Below are 19,326 nucleotides of genomic sequence, written 5' to 3' on the forward strand. Positions count from 1 at the left end.
CGGCCCCCCCGCAGCCGGACCCACCCTGCCATCCCTCAGCAACCCTGCTTCTGCTCTTGCTTCGGCTGTTGCCGTTGCTTCGGCCTCTGCGGGTGCCGGGCGCAGCCCGGCCGAAACCCGTACTTTTGCCGCATAATCAGCACATGACCGACGACCGCATCATCGGCGCCGGCGCCACCCGCGAGGATGACGCCGCCGACGCCAGCATCCGCCCCAAGCGCCTTGCCGATTACCTCGGCCAGGTGCCGGTGCGCGAGCAGATGGAGATCTACATCCAGGCGGCCAAGGGGCGTGGCGACGCCCTCGACCACGTGCTGATCTTCGGGCCGCCGGGCCTGGGCAAGACCACCCTCAGTCATGTCATCGCCAATGAACTGGGCGTGGCCCTGCGGGTGACCTCCGGCCCGGTGATCGAGAAGGCCGGCGACCTGGCCGCGCTGCTGACCAACCTGCAGCCACACGATGTGCTCTTCATCGACGAGATCCATCGCCTGTCGCCGGTGGTCGAGGAAGTGCTGTACCCGGCGATGGAAGACTTCCAGATCGACATCATGATCGGCGAGGGCCCCGCGGCGCGCTCGATCAAGATCGACCTGCCGCCGTTCACCCTGATCGGCGCCACCACCCGCGCCGGCCTGCTGACCGCGCCGCTGCGCGACCGCTTCGGCATCGTCCAGCGCCTGGAGTTCTACAGCGTCGAGGAGCTGACCCGTATCGTGCGCCGCTCCGCCAGCATCCTCGGCATCGACTGCACCGCCGATGGGGCAGGGGAGATCGCGCGCCGCGCGCGGGGTACCCCGCGTATCGCCAACCGCCTGCTGCGACGCGTGCGCGACTACGCGCAGGTCAAGGCAGGTGGCCACATCGATGAGCCGGTGGCCCAGGCCGCGATGAAGATGCTCAAGGTCGACCCGGAAGGCTTCGACGAGCTTGACCGGCGCCTGCTGAAAACGATGGTGGACTACTTCGACGGTGGCCCGGTCGGCATCGAATCGCTGGCTGCGGCGCTGTCCGAAGAGCGCGGCACGCTGGAAGACGTGGTCGAGCCCTACCTGATCCAGCAGGGCTTCCTGGTGCGCACTGCGCGTGGCCGCATGGCCACGCACAAGGCCTACCGGCACATGGGCCTGAAACCCAAGAACCCGCCGCAGGACCTGTTCGCCGAGGTTCCCGATGTCGGTTGAGCCGCGATTCAGTTGGCCGACACGCATTTACTGGGAAGATACCGATGCCGGTGGCGTGGTCTACCACGCCCGGTACGTGGCCTTCATGGAACGGGCCCGGACGGAATGGATGCGCGCGCTGGGCTACGGCCAGGAGCGCATGCGCATCGAGCACGGCATGATCTTCGCGGTGCGTTCGATGCAGATGGATTTCATCAGGCCGGCACGGCTGGATGACACCCTGCAGGTGAGCGCCCGCCTGGTCCAGCTGAAGAAGGCCAGCATGGTCTTCGAGCAGCAGATCCTGCGCGATGGCGAACTGCTGCTGTCGGCCCAGGTCCGCATCGCCGCACTGGAAGCGGCCAGTTTCCGCCCGCGTGGCATGGACGAGGCCGTCCTTGCCATGCTGCAACCCCACCTCCACCCCGAATCCGAACTTTGAGGAACAACGGATGATCGCAACGCTCCTGGCCCTGCAGGCCACGGTCACCGAGGCACTGCCGGCCGATGTCAGCAACGCCGCGACCCAGACCCTTGCCCAGGCCACCACCGGCGGCGGCATCAACTACCTCGAGCTGATGGCCAAGGCCAGCCTGCCGGTGAAGATCATCGTGCTGCTGCTGCTGGTCGGCTCGTTCGTCAGCTGGGTGATCATTTTCCGCAAGGCCCGCGTGTTCAAGCAGGCCACCCGTGAAGCCGACGAGTTCGAGAACCGCTTCTGGTCCGGCGCCGACCTGGGCAAGCTGTACAGCTCGGCCACCGACCGCAGCCGCAATGTCGGTGGCCTGGAAGCGATCTTCGAAGCCGGTTTCCGCGAATACACCCGCCTGCGCGACAAGCGCCGGCTGGACGGCCGCGCGCAGCTGGAAGGCGCACAGCGTGCCATGCGCACCACCTACACCCGCGAAGTGGACCAGCTCGAGCGTAACCTGGAGCTGCTGGCCAACATCGGCTCGACCGCGCCGTACGTAGGCCTGGTCGGCACCGTGTTCGGCATCATGGTGACCATGCACGACATGATCAGCAGCGGTGCGCAGGCCGGCATCGCCGCCGTTGCCCCGGGCATCTCCGAAGCGCTGTTCGCCACCGCCATCGGCCTGTTCGTGGCCATCCCGGCAGTGTGGGCCTACAACCGCTTCACCACCCGCGTTGAGCGCATGTCGGTGCGGTTCGAGACCTTTGCCGAAGAGTTCAGCTCCATCCTGCAGCGCCAGAGCGCTGGCGACGAGTAAGCGCCTGACCCGGGAGTCCAAGCCATGTCCGCTGCCATCGGTCGCCGCAAGCGCCGCAAGCTGAAATCGGAAATCAACGTCGTTCCCTACATCGACGTCATGCTGGTGCTGCTGATCATCTTCATGGTCACTGCGCCGCTGCTCACGCTGAGCTTCGACGTCGACCTGCCGCAGTCCAACGCCAAGGCGCTGGAAAGCAAGCAGGACCCGGTGATCGTCTCGGTGCGCCAGGACGGCCAGCTCAGCCTGAAGCTGCCCGATGCCAAGGAACCGACTGCCGTGTCGGCCGAGGAACTGGAAGGCCGCCTGGCCGGCATCGCCGCCCAGGACAAGGGCGTGCGCGTGATCGTCGCCGCCGACCGTGCCGTGGCCTATGAAAAGGTCATCGCCGCGATGGATGTGATCAAGCGCGCCAAGGTAGACAAGGTAGGCCTGGCCACCGATGCACGCTGACGCCCTGCCACCCCCGCAGCAGCGCGAACCCGGCTGGGGCCTGCCCCTGGCGCTGGCGTTGCTGGTGCACCTGCTGGTCGCGCTGGTCTTCATCGTGGCCTGGTTCTGGTCGCCCGAGCGCAACACCGACGCCGCCGCCGGTGATCCGTCGGTCGAGGCCAGCCTGGCGCTGTCTGCGTCCGAGGCCTCCGCTGCGCGCCAGGCCCTGCGGCAGTCGGAAAAGCTGGAAGACCTGCCGCCGCCGGTGGCCGAGCCGGTCCCAGTGCCGGAAGACACCATTCCGCCGCCGCAGCCGATCCCCGAGCCGCGCCCGCAGGACGCCCCCACGCCGCAGCAGCAACAGGCGCAGGAGCGCGTCGCGCAGCCGGACACCAAGGACCAGGAAGCGGTGAGCGCGCTGGCCATCTCGCAGGAGAAGGCCAAGCAGGAGCAGGAAGCCAAGCGCCGCCAGGAGCAGATCGACCTGACCGAACGCAAGCGCCAGGAAGAAGCGGAGCAGAAGCTGCGCCTGGCAAAGCAGCAGGAAGCGGACGAGAAGAAGAAGCAGGCCGAGCAGGAGCGCGTGGCCGCTGACAAGGCCGAGGCCGAGAAGCAGAAGAAGATCGCCGAGATCCGTGCCCGCCGCGAGCAGGCCGAGAAGGAAGCCAAGCTGGCCGAACAGAAGCTGCGCCAGGTGGCCGCCGCGCGCAACGCTGCCGGCAGTGCCGCCGCCGGTGCCAGCGGTGCGTCCCAGCCGGCCGCCGGTGGTGGAGGCAACAGCGACGATCTTTCGGCCAAGTACGCAGCCGCGATCCAGGCCAAGGTACTGTCGCAGTGGGTGCGCCCGGATACGGTGCCGCTGGGCCAGCGCTGCCAGATCACCATTACCCAGATTCCGGGTGGCACGGTGATGCAGGCCAAGGTCAGCCCGAACTGCCCGTACGACGAGGCCGGCAAGCGTTCGATCGAGGCCGCTGTGCTCAACGCGCAGCCGCTGCCGTATCGCGGCTTTGAGTCGGTATTCGCGCGCACGCTCAACTTCACCTTTACCGCCCAGGATCGCTGAGGCGGCCGGGCAGGGCGGCCAGCACGGCCGCTCGTGCCCACGTTTGTCGTGCCTGCCTCTGGTCGGCCCGGTTCCGGTCGGGCAGTCTGTGGACTGCTGTCGAACACCGCCCCGCTGGGCGGCGTGACGGGGCAGGCGGGCGCGATGTTAGCCACGACGTTAACGGTGCGTGAGAGGACGGGCTGGAACTGACCCGGAATTCACGTACCCTTGGTTCATGATTGCGAAGCGGTTCACTTCCGCTTTGTTATCCCTCGTTCCGGTTTCCCCCTATTGAGCGCTCCATGAAAAAGATGCCTCGCTGGCTTGCCGTGTTTGCGGCCCTGTTGCTGCCCTTTGCTGCCGTCGCGCAGCAGAAGGGGCTGGATATCGACATCATCGGCGGCAATGCCTCCGCGCTGCCGATCACCATCGTGCCGATGCCCTATCAGGGTTCGGCGGCTGCACCGCAGACCGACGTCGCTGGCGTGGTCCGTGCCGACCTGGAGCGTTCGGGCCAGTTCCGTACGCTGCCCGAAGCGCAGATCGTCGAAAAGCCGGTGCGCGGCGGCGACATCCAGTTCGCCACCTGGCGCGCGCTGAAGCAGAACTACATCGTGGTCGGCCGCGTGCTCGACGCCGGGGCTGGCGCCTACCGCGTCGAGTACGAACTGTTCGACGTGCCCAAGGGGGAGCGCCTGCTGGGCCTGGCGATGACCGCCCGTGGCAACGCCATGCGCGACGTTGCCCACCAGATGGCCGACGCCATCTACGAAAAGATCACCGGTGTGCGCGGCGCCTTCTGGACCCGCATCGCCTACGTGACCGCCAGCGGCAAGGGCGATGCCATGCGCTATGCGCTGATGGTGGCCGACTCCGACGGCTACAACCCGCAGACCATCGTGCGTTCGGCCGAGCCGCTGCTGTCGCCGTCGTGGAGCCCGGATGGCAGCAAGCTGGCCTACGTCAGCTTCGAGCGTGGCAATTCGGCCATCTACATCCAGAACATCGGCACCGGCGCGCGTGAGCTGGTCACCAGCTTCCGCGGCATCAACAGCGCCCCGGCGTTCTCGCCGGACGGCCGCAAGCTGGCCCTGACCCTGTCGCGTTCGGGCAACCCGGAAATCTACGTGATGGACCTGGGCAGCAAGCAGCTGACCCAGCTGACCAACCACTTCGCCATCGATACCGAGCCGACCTGGGCGCCGGATGGCAGCGCGGTGTACTTCACCTCCGACCGCGGCGGCCGTCCGCAGGTCTACAAGGTGGGTGCGGGCGGCGGCAGCGCCGAGCGCGTGACCTTCCAGGGCAACTACAATGCCAAGCCCTCGGTGTCCTACGACGGCAAGAAGATCGCCGTCGCCCAGGGCTCGGGCAACAGCTACAAGATCGCGATGATGGACAGCTCGCTGGGTTCGCCGCGCTGGAGCACGCTGTCGCCGGGTTCGCTGGATGAGTCGCCGAGCTTTGCGCCCAACGCAAGCATGGTGTTGTACGCCGCCCGCGAAGGTGGGCGTGGCGTGTTGTATGCCGTCTCGGCCGATGCGCGGGTTCGCCAGCGTCTGGTCCTGGCCGATGGTGATGTGCGCGAACCGGCATGGTCCCCATACCGTACCCAGCGCTAAAAGAGTGTTAATATTTTCGTTGTCTTGAACCCCTCATCGGCCTAGGAGCCACAAAGGTATCGCCATGAACAAGTCCACCCGCGTTCTGCTTGTTTCCCTGCTGTCTGTGGCCGTCCTGGCCGGTTGCTCGAAGAAGGTGAAGGAAGAGCCGGCAGCCCCGGTCGACACCGGCACCTCGACCACCACCCCGACCGGTCCGTCGACCTCGGGCCTGTACGGCCCGGGCGACCTGGACACCGACGCTTGCCTGCGCCAGCGCGTTGTCTACTTCGACCTGGACAAGGAAGACGTGAAGCCGGAATTCCAGGCCATCATGGCTTGCCACGCCAAGTACCTGCGTGACCGTCCGTCCTCGCGCATCACCCTGCAGGGTCACACCGACGAGCGCGGTTCGCGCGCGTACAACCAGGCCCTGGGCGAGCGTCGTGGCAACGGCGTCAACTCGGCCCTGCAGGCCAACGGTGGCTCGGCTTCGCAGCTGACCGTCGTGTCCTACGGTGAAGAGCGTCCGGTCTGCACCGAGTCGAACGAGTCCTGCTGGTCGCAGAACCGTCGCGTCGAAATCGTCTACACCGCTCAGTAATCCATGCGCATTGGCATCAAACTGATGCTGGTCGTTGCGGCACCCCTCCTGGCTGCCGCACCGGCCCATGCACACCGACACAGCCTCGCTGAACGTGTAGGCGCGCTCGAGCAGCAGATGTACAACAACAGTGCCAACCAGGACCTGTTGAACCAGATCAACCAGCTGCGGCAGCAGGTCACCAGCCTGCAGGCCTCGATCGAGCAGTTGCAGCACGACAACGCCCAGCTCAAGCAGTCCGCCCAGGACCAGTACCTGGATCTGGACAGCCGCCTGAACCGGTTGGAAGGGGGCAATGCCGCCCCGGCCCTGCCGCCCGTTCCGGCGAGCGCGCCGAAGGCCGCACCGGCCCCGGCAAAACCCGCAGCGGCGGCCACTTCCGAGCGGCCGCCTTCCGTCCATGGTGATGCCGGCAGCCTTGCCGCCACCGGCGACGAGCGCACCTCCTACAACGTCGCCTTCGATTCGCTGAAGGCCGGCAAGTACGATGATTCTGCGCAGCTGTTCCTGAGCTTCCTGCAGCTGTACCCGAACGGCGTCTACGCGCCGAACGCGCTGTACTGGCTGGGCGAGAGCTACTACGCCACCCGCAATTTCCCGATGGCCGAGACCCAGTTCCGTGAACTGCTCGCGCGCTATCCGACCCACGACAAGGCCGCTGGCGGCCTGCTCAAGGTTGGCCTCTCGCAGTATGGCGAGGGCAAGGTCGACCAGGCCCAGCAGACGCTGGAGACCGTCGTGGCGCAGTACCCGGGCTCGGACGCCGCGCGCACCGCCCAGGACCGGCTGCAGTCCATCCGCCTCGGCAAGCAGATCCGCTGATCCGCTGACCGGGCGTACAATAGATGCCCTGTAGAGCCGAGCCCATGCTCGGCTGCTTTCGTTTCCGGATCGGCAAACCCGCCCGGATCCGGTAGCGCCGGGCCATGCCCGTCCGGTTGCAGTTGTAGAGCCGAGCCATGCTCGGCTGCTTTCGTTACCGGCCACGGTAGCCCACCCGCCACGTGTCCCACCAAGAAGTGCCCGCCATGACCGCCGTTACCCCGTCCAACGCCGTCGCCACCCCCAGCGACATCGTGCAGTCGCCGCTGCCGCGCCTGAAGATCACCGAGATCTTCACCTCGCTGCAGGGCGAAGCCGATACCGCCGGCTGGCCGACCGTGTTCGTGCGCCTGACCGGCTGCCCGCTGCGCTGCCAGTACTGCGACACCGCCTACGCCTTCCACGGCGGCACCTGGTGGGACATCGACGACATCGTGGCCGAGGTGATGGCCCAGGGCGTGCGCCACGTCTGCGTGACCGGCGGCGAGCCGCTGGCGCAGAAGCGCTGCCTGGTGTTGCTGCAGAAGCTGTGCGACGCCGGCATGGACGTCTCGCTGGAAACCTCCGGCGCGCTGGATGTCAGCGCGGTGGACCCGCGCGTATCGCGCGTAGTCGACATCAAGACCCCGGGTTCGGCCGAAGTGGCGCGCAACCGCTGGGAAAACCTGCCGCTGCTGACCGCCCGCGACCAGATCAAGTTCGTCATCTGCAGCCGCGAAGACTACGACTGGGCCAAGGCCCTGCTGGCCGAGCACGATCTGGTCAAGCGCTGCACCGTGTTCTTCTCGCCCAGCAAGGGCGAGATCACCGCGCGCCAGCTGGCCGACTGGATCGTCGAAGACCGCCTGCCGGTGCGCTTCCAGATGCAGTTGCATAAAATCCTGTGGAACGACGAGCCGGGCCGATGAGGCCAGGCAACGTTCCCTGATGTAACTCCGGCGCGGGACAGCGTGCTGGCTTTCCCCTCCCAACCGGATGTTTTACCCATGAAGAAGGCAGTCGTGCTTCTCTCCGGCGGCATGGATTCAGCCGCCGTCATCGCCATGGCCCAGGAACAGGGCTTCGCCGTGCATGCCCTGAGCGTGCGCTATGGCCAGCGCCACACCTCCGAACTGGACGCCGCCGCCCGCGTGGCCAAGGCCCAGGGCGTGGTCGCGCACAAGACCGTGGACGTGGACCTGCGCAGCATCGGTGGCTCGGCACTCACCGACGACATCGACGTGCCCGAAGCCGGCGGTGCCGGCATCCCGGTCACCTACGTGCCGGCGCGCAACACCATCATGCTGTCGCTGGCCCTGGGCTGGGCCGAAGTGCTCGGTGCCAATGACATCTTCTGCGGCGTCAACGCCGTGGACTACTCCGGCTACCCGGACTGCCGCCCCGAGTTCGTGGCCGCGTTCCAGGCGCTGGCCAACCTGGCCACCAAGTCGGGCGTGGAAGGCGCGGGCATCAAGGTGCATGCCCCGCTGCAGTTCCTCAGCAAGGGCCAGATCGTCAGCGAAGGCGTGCGCCTGGGCGTGGACTTCGGCCTGACCGTGTCCTGCTACAACGCCGACGCCAACGGCGCCGCCTGCGGCCACTGCGACGCCTGCCGCCTGCGCGCGCAGGGCTTCACCGAAGCCGGCGTGCCGGACCCCACGTTGTACGCCTGAGGTGATGGGGCTGATGCCCCCGATGGTGGGTGCGAACCGTTGGTTCGCACTCTCTGTCCCGGCGCTACCGGCGGCTGGAGTCTGGTAGTGCCGGCCGCTGGCCGGCAGCCTCATCAGGCAACCACCCCGACGCCTCGATGAAGGCCCGCACCGACTTCGGATCGGCATAGTCCAACTCGATCATCCGCGCGATCCCAGCCTTCTCATCCTTCTGCCGCCGCATGTACTCCTGTGCGATGCGATACCCGGCGTAGTACCCCAGATCACTCACCCCGAACGGATTGCGGGCGCTGTTGTAGAGCCAGTTGTCGAGGTTACCGCCGTCCATCTCGGCAATGAAACGCGTGCGGATGTCCGCCTCATGCGCGGGCCCGTAGCTGTACAGCGGCAACGCCGGCCGACGCCCACTCAACCGCTCTGCTACATACTCGGCCACACCCTCGCGCACCGCGTACTGGGCCAGGCTGCCGGTGGTCTCACGCTGCTGCGTGTGCACGTACTCGTGCAGGTTGTTCTGCGCGTTGTTCGCGCCCGGCCGGCTGTCGTAGAAGATCCGCAGGCGGTCGCGCATCTTCTCCGGAAGCTCGCTCACGTCCACGCGCTCATCGCCCAGCGCCATCTCCGCTCCAAGCAGCACCTTGTCGCCCAGCGTGGTGCCACCGGTGCGCAGCACGCCCACCGCATAGGTGATGGTGGCCGGGCGCAGGGCAGGGTAGAGCGCACGGAACGCAGCCAGATCGCGCTCCAGCGAGGCACTGGCCTGCTGTGCGTTGGCGGTGAGCGGCCGCACCGATGTCCAGAAGCGCGGCCACGCGTTCATGGCCTCGGCGTATTCGCGGGCGGTGTAGTTGCGCACCTGCATCAGCGCATGCAGTCCCGGGCTGCCCGGATCGATGTAGCGCTGCTGGACCAGCGCCACCTGGCGCTCGGCGTCGGGTTCGGCGCGCACCGCATCGTAGGTGGCCCAGAAGCGGGCAATGTCGTCGGTGACCACCTGGGACGGGGCGGCCAGGGCCGCGCAGGGCAGCAGCAGGGCGGCAATGAGGCTGAAGGGCAGGCGCATCCGGAGTTCCGCGATGGATCACAGCTGAGATGCGACGTTGGCCCGGAAGGTTTAAGCCCGCGGCCCAGATCGAGGTAGAGCCGGCCGCTGGCCGGCAACCTCGACACACCGGGGTTTCACGCGATCGGACAAAGTAGGGTAGAATGCCCACCCCGCCGAAAGGCTGGGGCAGTGCAATGGGCCGTTAGCTCAGTCGGTAGAGCAGAAGACTTTTAATCTTTTGGTCGTAGGTTCGAATCCTACACGGCCCACCATTGCATCAATGATCCAGGTCATTCAAAAAGGCACCGCCAAGCGGTGCCTTTTTTGTTGCTTGTGCCAACTCCTACTTGGCCTTGGCACCCTGCGCTCGCGCCGTCTCGCGCTCCGCCGCTGCCTGTGCGGCAGAGGCTGCGGCGTTGGCGGCCCGCTCCGCCGCGGCACGATCCGCATCGAACCGCGCCTGCCGCTGGGCGCTGTAGGTGCGTTCCAGTTCCAGCGAGGCAAGGAAACTGTCTGGATGCTTTGCGGCACACGCCTGCTGTACCAGTTGCACTGCATGATCGGACAGTCCGGGCTGGATATTGCCCAGCAGGCAATCGGCATACGGTACGGACGCAGCGGGGCCAGCAGCCAGCGCGGCAACGATCACAACATTCAACATACAAACCTCCTTGTAGGTTTCGATGGGACCCGGTACCGGCCGGTCCGGCCCCAGTATGGCCCGGTTTGCGGTGCAGGGTGAGGCTACTCCGGCCGCACATCCCGGCACACCAGCTCGGCCAGGCTGCGGCAGCCAAAGAACAGCCCTTCAACCACGCCTGCATCCAGATGGCGTTCCGGCGTTGCCATCGATCGACAACGGTCGGCTGCGTGCAGCATTTCCGCAACGGTCAGCATGCCGATGGCGGCCCGTTCCACCCGCGACAGGGCAACCCCGCGCCCTGCGGAAAGGCTGGTTTCAGGCCAGGGCAAGCCATCGGCGCCTTCGCCCGCGCGGATGCGTCTGAGGCAGCCCAGGAAGGTGCTCAGTTCGGGCGAAGGGTTGTCGTCGTCATCGTTGACGCTGGCGGCATCTGAAGCATAGGGCGGACGCTGGGTCATGTCGGCTTCCTCGGCGCTGGGGTGGGAATGCCACCGCGCAGGGCGGGCGATGCGTGGCTGCAAGCCGGGATGACAGTAAGCAGTTAACCGGCGGGTCCGAAAACCCCCACGCACCGCCCGCCATGAAGGCCGACGGATCACCCGCCGGCACGGTCCAGAGACAGTGTCGGCGGGTGAGCGCAAACAACATGCTTACAGTCATCACGGGCTTGCAGGCCCGGTGCCACCCGTTGTCGGTGGCGCAGCATGGTGTTTACGCATGCGCTTGGATTTCAATGAGGATTCTCCGAAGAGAAATGCAGTACCCAGGCGCGCGGCGATGGTGGCGCAGACACATCTGATGCAGCAAGCGACAGCACGCGACGTGTTCGTTCTAGTGCTCAGTCAATCGCGTTGGAAAATGTCGAAATCTGCTGGCGGCGGCGACTATGCCGTGATGTATCACGTGGATAGTTGGCGTGATTATCGCCTGAAGTGGTGGCACGACCCGCGAGTCATGTCCTCAAATATCGGTGCATTTGCGACGAACGAGGTGTTGGCGTCCGCGCCTGGGTGAGGTGTTGTAGAGCCGAGCCATGCTCGGCTGCGGTTTGCACCAAGGCCTAGCCGAGCGTGGGCTCGGCTCTACAGTGGTCCATCCACGCTTGGCGTGGATCTACGCATCTGGCAGGGGTGGTGAGCGTGCCGAAGCCGCCAATGCCTGCGGCAGGGCGCTATGCTCGGCCTCTTTCCCGGGAGGGGCCATCCCATGCGCTTGATCATGCTGTCGCTGTTGTTGTCCACCGTCTCCGCTACGCCGTTGATGGCCGCCGAACCGGCGCCGTCCGCACAATCAGCGGCCGCAACCCCGCTGGTGATCGGCGAAACCTTCACCCTCGAATCGAAGGCGCTGGGCGAGAACCGTCGCATCAACGTCTACCGCCCGCAGCCGTGGGGCCTTGACCCGAAAACGCCGCTGCCGGTGCTCTACATGCCCGACGGCGGCATCGGTGAGGATTTCCTGCACGTGGCCGGCCTGGTGCAGGTGCTGAGTGGCAATGGCAGCATGCGTCCGTTCCTGCTGGTCGGCATCGAGAACACCGAGCGCCGCCGCGACATGACCGGCCCCAGCAAGGACCCGCAGGACCAGAAGATCGCGCCGCGCATCGGCGGCTCGGCGGCCTACCGCACCTTCCTGCGCGATGAACTGATGCCACAGGTGCGCCAGCGCTACCCGACCACCGACGAGCGTGCGTTGATCGGCGAGTCGCTGGCCGGCCTGTTCGTGGTGGAAACGCTGCTGCAGGAGCCGACGCTGTTCAACAGCTACATCGCGCTGGACCCTAGCCTGTGGTGGAACCGGGGCACGATGCTGGGTGCTGCGGCCAAGCAGCTGCCGTCAGTGACGCGTGCGCAGCCGCGCGTGTTCCTGGCCAGCAGTGGGCAGCCGGAGCTTGCAGCCTCTGCCGCGCAACTGGCAACGCTGCTGCAACAGGCGTCGCCATCCCCGCTGGTGAAGTACCTTCCTCTGCCGGAAGAAACCCACGCCACGATCTATCATCCGGCCGCGTTGCAGGCGCTGCGCACGCTGTTCCCGGCGCCGCCGCCGGCCTCGCCCTGACCCGCACTGGCAGCGGGTTGCGCACCATGCAAGGATGCGGCAGCGGCGCCATCCGGTGCGCCGCCCGCAACGGGAGAGTGTGGATGCAGCGTGTGCGTGGATGGAGTGTGGCGGCCTGCCTGGCCGTGAGTGGCTGTGCGATGTCGGTGGCGCCGCCGGCAGCGCAGAGTGAAGCGAAGGAGAGCCCGGCCGCCGCTGCGCCGGGCGTGGTACTGCCGGATACCGAAGCGCTGCGCGTGCACGACCCGGTCGGCCGCGATTATCCGGTCTGGGTGGCGTTGCCGTCCGACTACGCCGCACATCCGGAAAAGCACTATCCGGTGCTGTACGTGACGGATGCGCTGTACAGCTTCCCGCTGGTGCGCAGCGTGCGCAACATGGTGGGGCAGAAGGGCGTGAACCTGGAGGATTTCATCCTGGTCGGGCTGCCGCCGCAGGAGGGCCTGACGTCCAAGCAGAGCCGCTCGCGCGATTACACGCCCAGCGACCCGGCGCGTACCGATCCGCGTGACTACAGCGATGACGTCAGCTACGGCGGCGCGGCGCACTACCGCGATTTCCTCGCTGAGCAGGTGCTGCCGATGATCGATGCGCGCTACCGCACTGATCCGGCGCGGCGCGCCTATGCGGGTCATTCCTATGGTGGCCTGTTCGGCGCCTATGTGCTGACCACGCGCCCGGACATGTTCCGCACCTACATCCTGTCCAGTCCGTCGCTGTGGTTCGATGACCATCGGGTGCCGCGCATGCAGGCCGAAGCCAAGGCGCCGGCGCAGCCGACCACGGTGGTGCTGTCGGTGGGCAGCTTTGAAACGGTCAAGCCCGAACCGCGTTACTTCACCCGCAACGACATGCTGCGCCACAACGCCGAATTCGCCGAGCAGCTGCGCAACAGCGGGCGATCGTTGAAGGTGGAGAACATGGTGATCGATGACGAAGATCACTTCACGGTCTACCCGGACATGATCACCCGCGCGCTGCTGAAGGTGTTCCCGGGTACCGGACCGTACAGCAGCGGTTGATGGTGGATGAACGCCTCACGCCGCCTGTGCATCCGGCTGGGTCAACACGCCCACATCGGCGTGCCGGAAGCACAGCCGGATGGCGTCGAGCAGCTCGCTCATGTTGTACGGTTTGGGCAGGAAATGGATGCCATCGCGCAGCTGCGGCAGCACCTGATGCTGGTCCATGCCCGAGGTCACCAGGATCGGCAGTTGCGGATATAGCCCGCGCACCTGGTTGGCAGCTTCAATACCGCTGATCGCACCCAGGTTGACGTCGGTGAACAGCAGGTCAAAACGCTCACCAGCGGCCAGAAGGCCCAATGCCGCTTCGGCAGAGCTCACGCCCACCACGTGGCAGGCTTGGCTTTCCAGCGCAAGACGGCTCAGCTCGCGGGTTTCCTCGGCGTCCTCGATCAGCAGGACGCGGGGTTCAACGTGGCGCTTGGACAGCAACATGACGCTACAGCTCCGGAAAGCAGCAATGAAAAGGCGCGCAAGTATGCGCAAGCCGGGGGTGATCCCGGCGTGCACGCCAGGCTAAGTGGGCGTTACAGCGGGCGCTGGCGCCGCTGGCGTACCTGCCAGGCCAGTACCGCTACCGCCAGCAGCGCGGTGCCTATGCGCAGGCTGGTGGCCTGCCAGCCGAGCGCGACGGTGTCATCGAGGCTGAACACATTCCAGGCCAGGTTCATCGACACGTGCAGCACCAGGCCGCACCACAGGGTGTCGCCATCCAGATGGTCCAGCCAGGCGAAGATGAAGCCGCCCAGTGCGATCACCGCGCCGACGAACAGGGCGGTGCCGCCGCCGTCGAATCCACCGAAGCCGAGCCAGTGCACCCAGCCGAACAGCAGCGCCTGCGGCAGCGCAAGCAGGGCCCACGGGCCGCGCATGAGCTTCACCAGCAGCACGAAGCCAAGGCCGCGGAACAGCACTTCCTCGGCCAGCGGGAACAGCACGGCGAGCGTCGTTGCATCCAGTGCGGTCAGTGCGGTGTTGGGCGTGCCCAGCAGCGCCAGTCCCAGCCAGCAGGGCAGGCTGGCCAGCAACACCCACAACGGGCCGCGCCAGCCGTTGCCGCGCAGCCCCAGGCTGGCCATCAGGCCCTCCCCACGCGGGCGCAGCAGTGCGGCCAGCAGCAGCGCCAGCAGCACGGCCAGTGCGTTGTCGAGCAGGCTGCCGCCGTAGGGCATAGGCAAGGCGGGAATCGGCGTGCCTGCGGCAGCCGCGATATCGCGCAGATTCAGGCCAACGCCGACGCCGAGCAGCACCAGCACCCATCGCACGGCGTTGGGCAGGCGGGAAAGAATGGTCATGCGCGCACTCCCTGCGGAACCAGCGTGCAGTGTGGAAGGTGGCGAGGGACGCTGGCACGCGCCGGAAGTCCCTGTGCCATCGGTCATGCGTTGCCGCACAGTCATCGCAGTGCAGGTAGAGTCGAAGCCAGACCGACAGGAGCAATGCCGATGCTGTGCCCCGTGTGCAAGACCCAGACCCTGCAGATGGCCGAGCGCCATGGCATCGAGATCGATTACTGCCCGAGCTGCCGCGGCGTGTGGCTGGATCGTGGCGAGCTGGACAAGATCATCGAGCGCGCCGGTGCTGGTGCCAGTGCAACGGTACCGCCGCCTGCGCCGGTGCAGGCACAGCCGGCCGCTGCGCCGCCGCCGGTGATGCATCGCGATACCCGCCACCTTGGCCAGCGCTACGAGGACAACCGCGGCCAGCAGTACGGCCACGGCTACAAGAAAAAGAAGAAGGACAGCTTCCTGTCGGAGTTGTTCGACTTCTAGGCGCGTTGCTTTTGTACAGTCGAGCCATGCTCGACTCTACAGGGGCCGCATGCTCACGGCCGGCGCAGGATGAACTCGCGGTCGTGGGTGTCGCCGACGATGAACTCGTACTCGCCAACCTTGCTGCAGCCGTAGCGCGCGTAGAAGCGCTGTGCGCCGAAGTTCTCTTCCCACACGCCCACCCACAGGGTGCGGCGCTGCGGGTGGTCCAGCCAGTCCATGAACGCCTGCATCAGGCGCGCGCCGTGGCCGCCGTTCTGATGGTCGGCCAGGATGTAGAAACGCTTCAGTTCGATGTCGCCCTCGCGCGCCTCGGCGTGTGGCAGGGTGTTGGCACCGGCCGCCAGATAGCCGACCACGGCGTCGCCGTCCATCAGCAGCCAGATCGCACTGCGCGGGTCGGACAGTTCGGCGCGCTGCGGTTCGCTGCTGTAGTGCGCCTGCAGGAAATCCTGCAGCTCCTGCGCCGGGTAGGAGTCGCCCCAGGTTTCGTTGTAGGTGGTGATGGCGATGGCCGACAGCGCGTCGACATCGGCGAGGGTGGCGCGGCGGATCTGCAGCGACATGGCGGAGCCTGCATTGGAACGTGGCGCAGTGTAGCCGGCCCCGGCGGCTGCCGGGGCTGGCGGTTGCTCACAATACGCTGATCAGAACCACATGCGGACGCCGGCCACCCAGCGCGTATCGCGTGCGTGGTCGCCGGCATAGTCGGCGGTGTCGCCGAAGCTGCGTTCGTGGCTGATGCCGATGTACGGCGCGAAGCGGCGGCTGAACTCATAGCGCAGGCGCAGCCCGGCTTCGACCTTGTTCAGGCCGCGGCCGATGCCGTACTCCGGCTCGTCCTTGGCCGCCACCGTGGCTTCCAGCAGCGGCTGCAGGATCAGCCGGTTGGTCAGCAGCACGTCGTACTCGACTTCGGCCTTGGCCAGCACCTGGCCACCGGAGCCCATGTACAGCGTGGCCGAGCTCTCGAATTTGTACGGCGCCAGGCCCTGGATGCCAAGGGCCGCCCAGGTGCGCGAGTCGGCGGGGCGGAAGTCCTGGCGCACGCCGACCAGCACGTCCCACCACGGCGACACGCTACGGCCGTACAGGGCCTCCAGCGATGAAGACTCGGTGCGGCCACGGCTGCGTTCGCCATCGGTGCGCAGCCACAGGCGGTTGATGTTGCCGCCGATCCAGCCGGTAGCCTCCCAGGCCTGGCCGTTGCTGCTCTTGCCGTCCCAGTGTTCGAGGCGGTCGATCAGCAGCAGGCTGTTGATCCCCGGCGCGTGTTCCATCGCGCCATGCGCGATCGGCGGGAACGCGGCGGCGCGGTCGGCATCGGTCGGGACCGGGATCGGTTCGCGCGGTTCGGTCAGTGCGGGCGTGCCGTGACCCATCGCCGCGTGATCCATGCTGGAGTGATCCATCTTGGAATGGCCCATCGTCGCCGGCTGCATCGCGCCATGGTCCATCTTCGAGTGGTCCATCGTTGAGTGGTCCATGTCGGCGTGATCTGCCGCGTCCATGTCCATCTTCGAATGATCCATCGTTGAATGATCGACCGGTTCGGCCGGGGTCTTCGCGGTCTTCGCGGCCTTCGCAGGCACGTCCATCGTGCCCATGTCATGCCCGGCATGCGATTGCGCAAACACCGGCAGTGCGGTGGCCAGGCCCAGGGCCAGCAGGCTGGGGGAAAGCAGTGAGCGGCTCATTCTTCGATCCTCACTTCGCGCATCATGCCGGCTTCCATGTGGTACAGCAGATGGCAGTGGTAGGCCCAGCGGCCGAGGGCATCGGCGCGCACGCGGTAGCTGCGGCGGGTGCCCGGCGGCATGTCGATGGTGTGCTTGCGGACCTGGAATTCCTCCTGTGCGTTCTCCAGATCGCTCCACACGCCGTGCAGGTGGATCGGGTGCTGCATCATGGTGTCGTTGACCAGCACGATGCGCATGCGCTCGCCGTAGTTCAGCCGTAGTGGTTCGGCGCTGGCAAACGGAATGCCGTCGAACGACCAGGAGAATTTCTCCATGTGACCGGTCAGGTGCAACTCGACTTCGCGGCTGGGCTCGCGACCATCCGGGTCTTCGAACAGGCTGCGCATCGCGCCATAGGTCAGCACCTGGCGGCCGTTGTCACGCAGGCCGATGCCGGGGTCGTCCAGCTTCGGTTCGGTGGCCGAACTCTGCATGTCCACCAGCGGGTTGTTGCGCTCGCTGGCCGGATGCTTCGGTGCCTTGCTGGCGGTAGTGCCGCCGCCATGTGCGCTGTGGTCCATGCTGCCATGGTCCATGCCCATCATCGCGGACATGTCGTGCCCCGCATGTCCGCCCCCCATGTCGTGGCCCATGTCGCTCATCGTCAGCAGCGGGCGCGGGTCGCGTGCGGGAATCGGTGCCTGCAGCCCGTGGCGCACCGCCAGCGTGCCGGCGGCAAAGCCGGTGCGGCCCATGTCCTGGCAGAAGATGGTGAAGGCGTCCTGCCCACTCGGTTCCACCAGCACGTCGTAGGTTTCGGCCGGGGCGATGCGGAACTCGTCAATGCTGACCGGATGGATGTACTGGCCGTCGGCGGCGACCACGGTCATCTTCAGGCCGGGGATGCGCACATCGAAGTAGGTCATCGAGGCGCCGTTGATGAAGCGCAGCAGCACCTTCTCGCCGCTGCGGAACAGCCCGGTCCAGTTGCCGGCCGGCGCGGTGCCGTTCATCAGGTAGGTGTAGGTGTGCGCGTTGATGTCGGAGATGTCGGTCGGCGTCATCCGCATCCGTCCCCACATGCCACGGTCGGACAGCGCGGCCGACCAGCCGTCGCGCTTCACGTCACGCAGGAAGTCGGGCAGGGTGCGCTTGTAGTAGTTGTCGTGCTCGGCGAGCTTCTTCATGCGCCGGAACAGCGCGCCCGGATCCATGTCGGTCCAGTCCGAGAGCATGATCACGTGCTCGCGGTCGTGGTGGTACGGCGCCGGTTCGGCCGGGTCGATGATCAGCGCGCCATACAGGCCGGCCTGCTCCTGGAACATCGAGTGGCTGTGGTACCAGTAGGTGCCCGACTGCTTGAGGTCGAAGTGGTAATGGTAGGTTTCGCCGGGGCCGATGCCGTTGAAACTCAGGCCGGGCACCCCGTCCATGTTGGCCGGCAGCAGGATGCCGTGCCAGTGGATCGAGGTCGGGTGGCGGTCCAGCGTGTTGCGCACGAACAGATCCACCGTCTGGCCTTCGCGCCAGCGCAGGATCGGCGCGGGTAGCGAGCCGTTGACGGTGATCGCCGGACGGGTGCGGCCGGTGAAGTTGGCCAGCGATTCGCCGATGGACATTTCCAGACGGGTATCACTGAGCACGGCCGGGGCGCCGGCCAGGCGTGGGGTGGCTGTGGCCGCGGCAAGCGCGCGCTGCGGCACACCGACGGCGGCGATGCCGGCGACCACGCCACCGGCGGCCAGGCCCTGCACAAACAGGCGGCGCGACGGCATGGGCAGGGCGCCCGGGCCGGGGGGATTACGGGTATTCATGAGGATGACTCCAGACACGGAAAGACGCCGGCAGGTCGCCGGCTCCGGTGCGCAGCGCGCACGCTGCGTGGGGAATCAGCCGATGGGAGGGCGTGAGATGGGCGGCAGCGGCGGCGCCGGCAGGCCGGTGGCCGGCATCGGCTGTGGTGCCAGCGACAACGCCGGGCCTGCCAGGTACGGCAACGGCTGCACCACCAGCAGCGGGTGCTGGGCGCAACTGCGCACGCAGTCCTTGATCTGGCAGTGGGCGTCGTGGGCGGGGGCCTTGGCCTGCGGGGCCTCGTCGGCCTGCATGGCGGCGTGGTGGTGGCAGTCGGCATCGCCGCCTCCAAGCGTGGCGGCCATGGCATGGGCCATCCGCCCCATTTCCTCGTGACCGCTGGCCATGGCCGCGTTCAGCCCGTTGAGCAACAGGCTGAGCATGAGCACGACACGGAGAAGGGTCGAGGCGAGGGACATGGCGCTAATCTAGCCGCAAGCAGCCGTGGATGCACTTCCGGCTGAATGGCTGGTTCAAGGTTGGACCTGCTCCAGTGTAGAGGCGCGGCCCCCCCCCCCCGGGGCGGCCCCCCCCCCCCCCCCCCCGGGGGGGCGGCCGTTCCGGGGGCTCATCGGCGGGTTTGGGGAACCATTATAAAGCACCGAAAAACACCAGCGGGGGGCCGGACGGGGGACCGTGGTGGCCGCCCATCCACCCGCACCGTCCAACTTCTACACCGATGGAGGGGGGTTTTTG

General features: G+C 66.9%; 23 protein-coding genes and 1 tRNA gene. 15 read left to right on the forward strand and 9 right to left on the reverse strand.

The genetic code is table 11. From position 1 onward, the window contains the following. Nucleotides 1-143 precede the first annotated feature (143 nt). The 10 genes from ruvB (at nt 144) to queC (ending at nt 8,554) form a co-directional block, all read left to right on the forward strand. Nucleotides 144-1,184 carry a Holliday junction branch migration DNA helicase RuvB gene (gene ruvB, locus QRO91_RS16165; RefSeq protein ID WP_005410754.1) on the forward strand — a complete coding sequence of 347 codons (1,041 nt, stop codon included), beginning with the start codon at nt 144-146 and terminating at the stop codon, nt 1,182-1,184. Further along, the gene (gene ybgC, locus QRO91_RS16170) at nt 1,174-1,605 is read left to right on the forward strand and encodes a tol-pal system-associated acyl-CoA thioesterase (protein ID WP_049428719.1); all 432 of its coding nucleotides are present in this window, start codon (nt 1,174-1,176) and stop codon (nt 1,603-1,605) included. The genes ruvB and ybgC overlap by 11 nt, the downstream gene beginning before the upstream one ends. A gap of 10 nt (nt 1,606-1,615) precedes the next feature. Further along, on the forward strand, nt 1,616-2,395 hold the full coding sequence (gene tolQ / locus QRO91_RS16175) for a protein TolQ (RefSeq protein WP_006438802.1): 780 nt from the start codon (nt 1,616-1,618) through the stop codon (nt 2,393-2,395). A 24-nt stretch (nt 2,396-2,419) separates the two neighbouring features. After that, nucleotides 2,420-2,848 carry a protein TolR gene (gene tolR / locus QRO91_RS16180; RefSeq protein ID WP_005410751.1) on the forward strand — a complete coding sequence of 143 codons (429 nt, stop codon included), beginning with the start codon at nt 2,420-2,422 and terminating at the stop codon, nt 2,846-2,848. After that, nucleotides 2,838-3,893: a cell envelope integrity protein TolA gene (gene tolA, locus QRO91_RS16185; RefSeq protein WP_049428717.1), complete on the forward strand. Its 1,056-nt coding sequence runs from the start codon at nt 2,838-2,840 to the stop codon at nt 3,891-3,893. Before tolR ends, tolA begins: the two co-directional genes overlap by 11 nt. Nucleotides 3,894-4,177: 284 nt before the next feature. Beyond that, nucleotides 4,178-5,497 carry a Tol-Pal system beta propeller repeat protein TolB gene (gene tolB, locus QRO91_RS16190; protein ID WP_032128528.1) on the forward strand — a complete coding sequence of 440 codons (1,320 nt, stop codon included), beginning with the start codon at nt 4,178-4,180 and terminating at the stop codon, nt 5,495-5,497. Between the two features lie 64 nt (nt 5,498-5,561). Beyond that, nucleotides 5,562-6,080: a peptidoglycan-associated lipoprotein Pal gene (gene pal, locus QRO91_RS16195; protein WP_005410748.1), complete on the forward strand. Its 519-nt coding sequence runs from the start codon at nt 5,562-5,564 to the stop codon at nt 6,078-6,080. Between the two features lie 3 nt (nt 6,081-6,083). Further along, nucleotides 6,084-6,902 carry a tol-pal system protein YbgF gene (gene ybgF / locus QRO91_RS16200; RefSeq protein ID WP_285310472.1) on the forward strand — a complete coding sequence of 273 codons (819 nt, stop codon included), beginning with the start codon at nt 6,084-6,086 and terminating at the stop codon, nt 6,900-6,902. Between the two features lie 206 nt (nt 6,903-7,108). Then, nucleotides 7,109-7,810: a 7-carboxy-7-deazaguanine synthase QueE gene (queE, locus tag QRO91_RS16205; protein WP_100443661.1), complete on the forward strand. Its 702-nt coding sequence runs from the start codon at nt 7,109-7,111 to the stop codon at nt 7,808-7,810. Between the two features lie 78 nt (nt 7,811-7,888). Further along, the gene (gene queC, locus QRO91_RS16210) at nt 7,889-8,554 is read left to right on the forward strand and encodes a 7-cyano-7-deazaguanine synthase QueC (protein ID WP_043400548.1); all 666 of its coding nucleotides are present in this window, start codon (nt 7,889-7,891) and stop codon (nt 8,552-8,554) included. Between the two features lie 64 nt (nt 8,555-8,618). Here queC and QRO91_RS16215 read toward each other — a convergent pair whose 3' ends face one another. Next, nucleotides 8,619-9,617 (reverse strand): DUF2268 domain-containing putative Zn-dependent protease, encoded by a 999-nt coding sequence (locus tag QRO91_RS16215; protein ID WP_049428711.1) that lies wholly within the window; start codon nt 9,615-9,617, stop codon nt 8,619-8,621. Between the two features lie 178 nt (nt 9,618-9,795). On the opposite strand from QRO91_RS16215, the gene QRO91_RS16220 reads away from it, so the two are divergent. After that, nucleotides 9,796-9,871: transfer RNA gene (locus QRO91_RS16220), tRNA-Lys, on the forward strand. A 71-nt stretch (nt 9,872-9,942) separates the two neighbouring features. Here QRO91_RS16220 and QRO91_RS16225 read toward each other — a convergent pair. Further along, a complete protein-coding gene (locus tag QRO91_RS16225; protein WP_049428710.1) occupies nt 9,943-10,260 on the reverse strand; it encodes a hypothetical protein in 318 nt (105 codons plus the stop codon). Nucleotides 10,261-10,343: 83 nt separating this feature from the next. Continuing rightward, nucleotides 10,344-10,700 (reverse strand): hypothetical protein, encoded by a 357-nt coding sequence (locus QRO91_RS16230; protein ID WP_197619930.1) that lies wholly within the window; start codon nt 10,698-10,700, stop codon nt 10,344-10,346. A gap of 259 nt (nt 10,701-10,959) precedes the next feature. Between QRO91_RS16230 and QRO91_RS16235 the strand changes: the two genes are divergently transcribed. The 3 genes from QRO91_RS16235 to QRO91_RS16245 all read left to right on the forward strand — a co-directional run bounded on the left by QRO91_RS16235 (nt 10,960) and on the right by QRO91_RS16245 (nt 13,322). Then, nucleotides 10,960-11,256: a hypothetical protein gene (locus tag QRO91_RS16235; RefSeq protein ID WP_197619929.1), complete on the forward strand. Its 297-nt coding sequence runs from the start codon at nt 10,960-10,962 to the stop codon at nt 11,254-11,256. Between the two features lie 192 nt (nt 11,257-11,448). Further along, entirely contained in the window at nt 11,449-12,300 is an 852-nt protein-coding gene (locus QRO91_RS16240) for an alpha/beta hydrolase (RefSeq protein WP_197651098.1), read from the forward strand. 83 nt (nt 12,301-12,383) lie between these two features. Next, nucleotides 12,384-13,322, forward strand: coding sequence for an alpha/beta hydrolase (locus QRO91_RS16245; RefSeq protein WP_197619927.1), 939 nt, complete (start codon nt 12,384-12,386; stop codon nt 13,320-13,322). A gap of 15 nt (nt 13,323-13,337) precedes the next feature. Here QRO91_RS16245 and QRO91_RS16250 read toward each other — a convergent pair whose 3' ends face one another. Beyond that, nucleotides 13,338-13,760 (reverse strand): response regulator, encoded by a 423-nt coding sequence (locus tag QRO91_RS16250; RefSeq protein WP_197619926.1) that lies wholly within the window; start codon nt 13,758-13,760, stop codon nt 13,338-13,340. 92 nt (nt 13,761-13,852) lie between these two features. Further along, the gene (locus QRO91_RS16255) at nt 13,853-14,620 is read right to left on the reverse strand and encodes a type II CAAX prenyl endopeptidase Rce1 family protein (RefSeq protein ID WP_197619925.1); all 768 of its coding nucleotides are present in this window, start codon (nt 14,618-14,620) and stop codon (nt 13,853-13,855) included. A gap of 150 nt (nt 14,621-14,770) precedes the next feature. Here QRO91_RS16255 and QRO91_RS16260 point away from each other — a divergent pair, with 150 nt between their 5' ends. Continuing rightward, nucleotides 14,771-15,097, forward strand: a complete 327-nt coding sequence (locus QRO91_RS16260) for a zf-TFIIB domain-containing protein (protein ID WP_049428698.1) — start codon at nt 14,771-14,773, stop codon at nt 15,095-15,097. Nucleotides 15,098-15,150: 53 nt separating this feature from the next. On the opposite strand, the gene QRO91_RS16265 is transcribed toward QRO91_RS16260, so the two are convergent. The 4 genes from QRO91_RS16265 to QRO91_RS16280 form a co-directional block, all read right to left on the reverse strand. Next, entirely contained in the window at nt 15,151-15,663 is a 513-nt protein-coding gene (locus tag QRO91_RS16265) for a GNAT family N-acetyltransferase (RefSeq protein WP_197619924.1), read from the reverse strand. An 81-nt stretch (nt 15,664-15,744) separates the two neighbouring features. Beyond that, entirely contained in the window at nt 15,745-16,794 is a 1,050-nt protein-coding gene (locus tag QRO91_RS16270; RefSeq protein WP_197619923.1) for a copper resistance protein B, read from the reverse strand. Continuing rightward, on the reverse strand, nt 16,791-18,590 hold the full coding sequence (locus QRO91_RS16275; protein ID WP_197619922.1) for a copper resistance system multicopper oxidase: 1,800 nt from the start codon (nt 18,588-18,590) through the stop codon (nt 16,791-16,793). The genes QRO91_RS16270 and QRO91_RS16275 overlap by 4 nt, the downstream gene beginning before the upstream one ends. A 75-nt stretch (nt 18,591-18,665) precedes the next feature. Further along, entirely contained in the window at nt 18,666-19,049 is a 384-nt protein-coding gene (locus QRO91_RS16280; protein WP_197619921.1) for a CopL family metal-binding regulatory protein, read from the reverse strand. Between the last annotated feature and the right edge of the window lie 277 nt (nt 19,050-19,326).

Source organism: Stenotrophomonas maltophilia group sp. Smal32, from assembly GCF_030237085.1.
Taxonomy (GTDB): domain Bacteria; phylum Pseudomonadota; class Gammaproteobacteria; order Xanthomonadales; family Xanthomonadaceae; genus Stenotrophomonas; species Stenotrophomonas maltophilia_Q.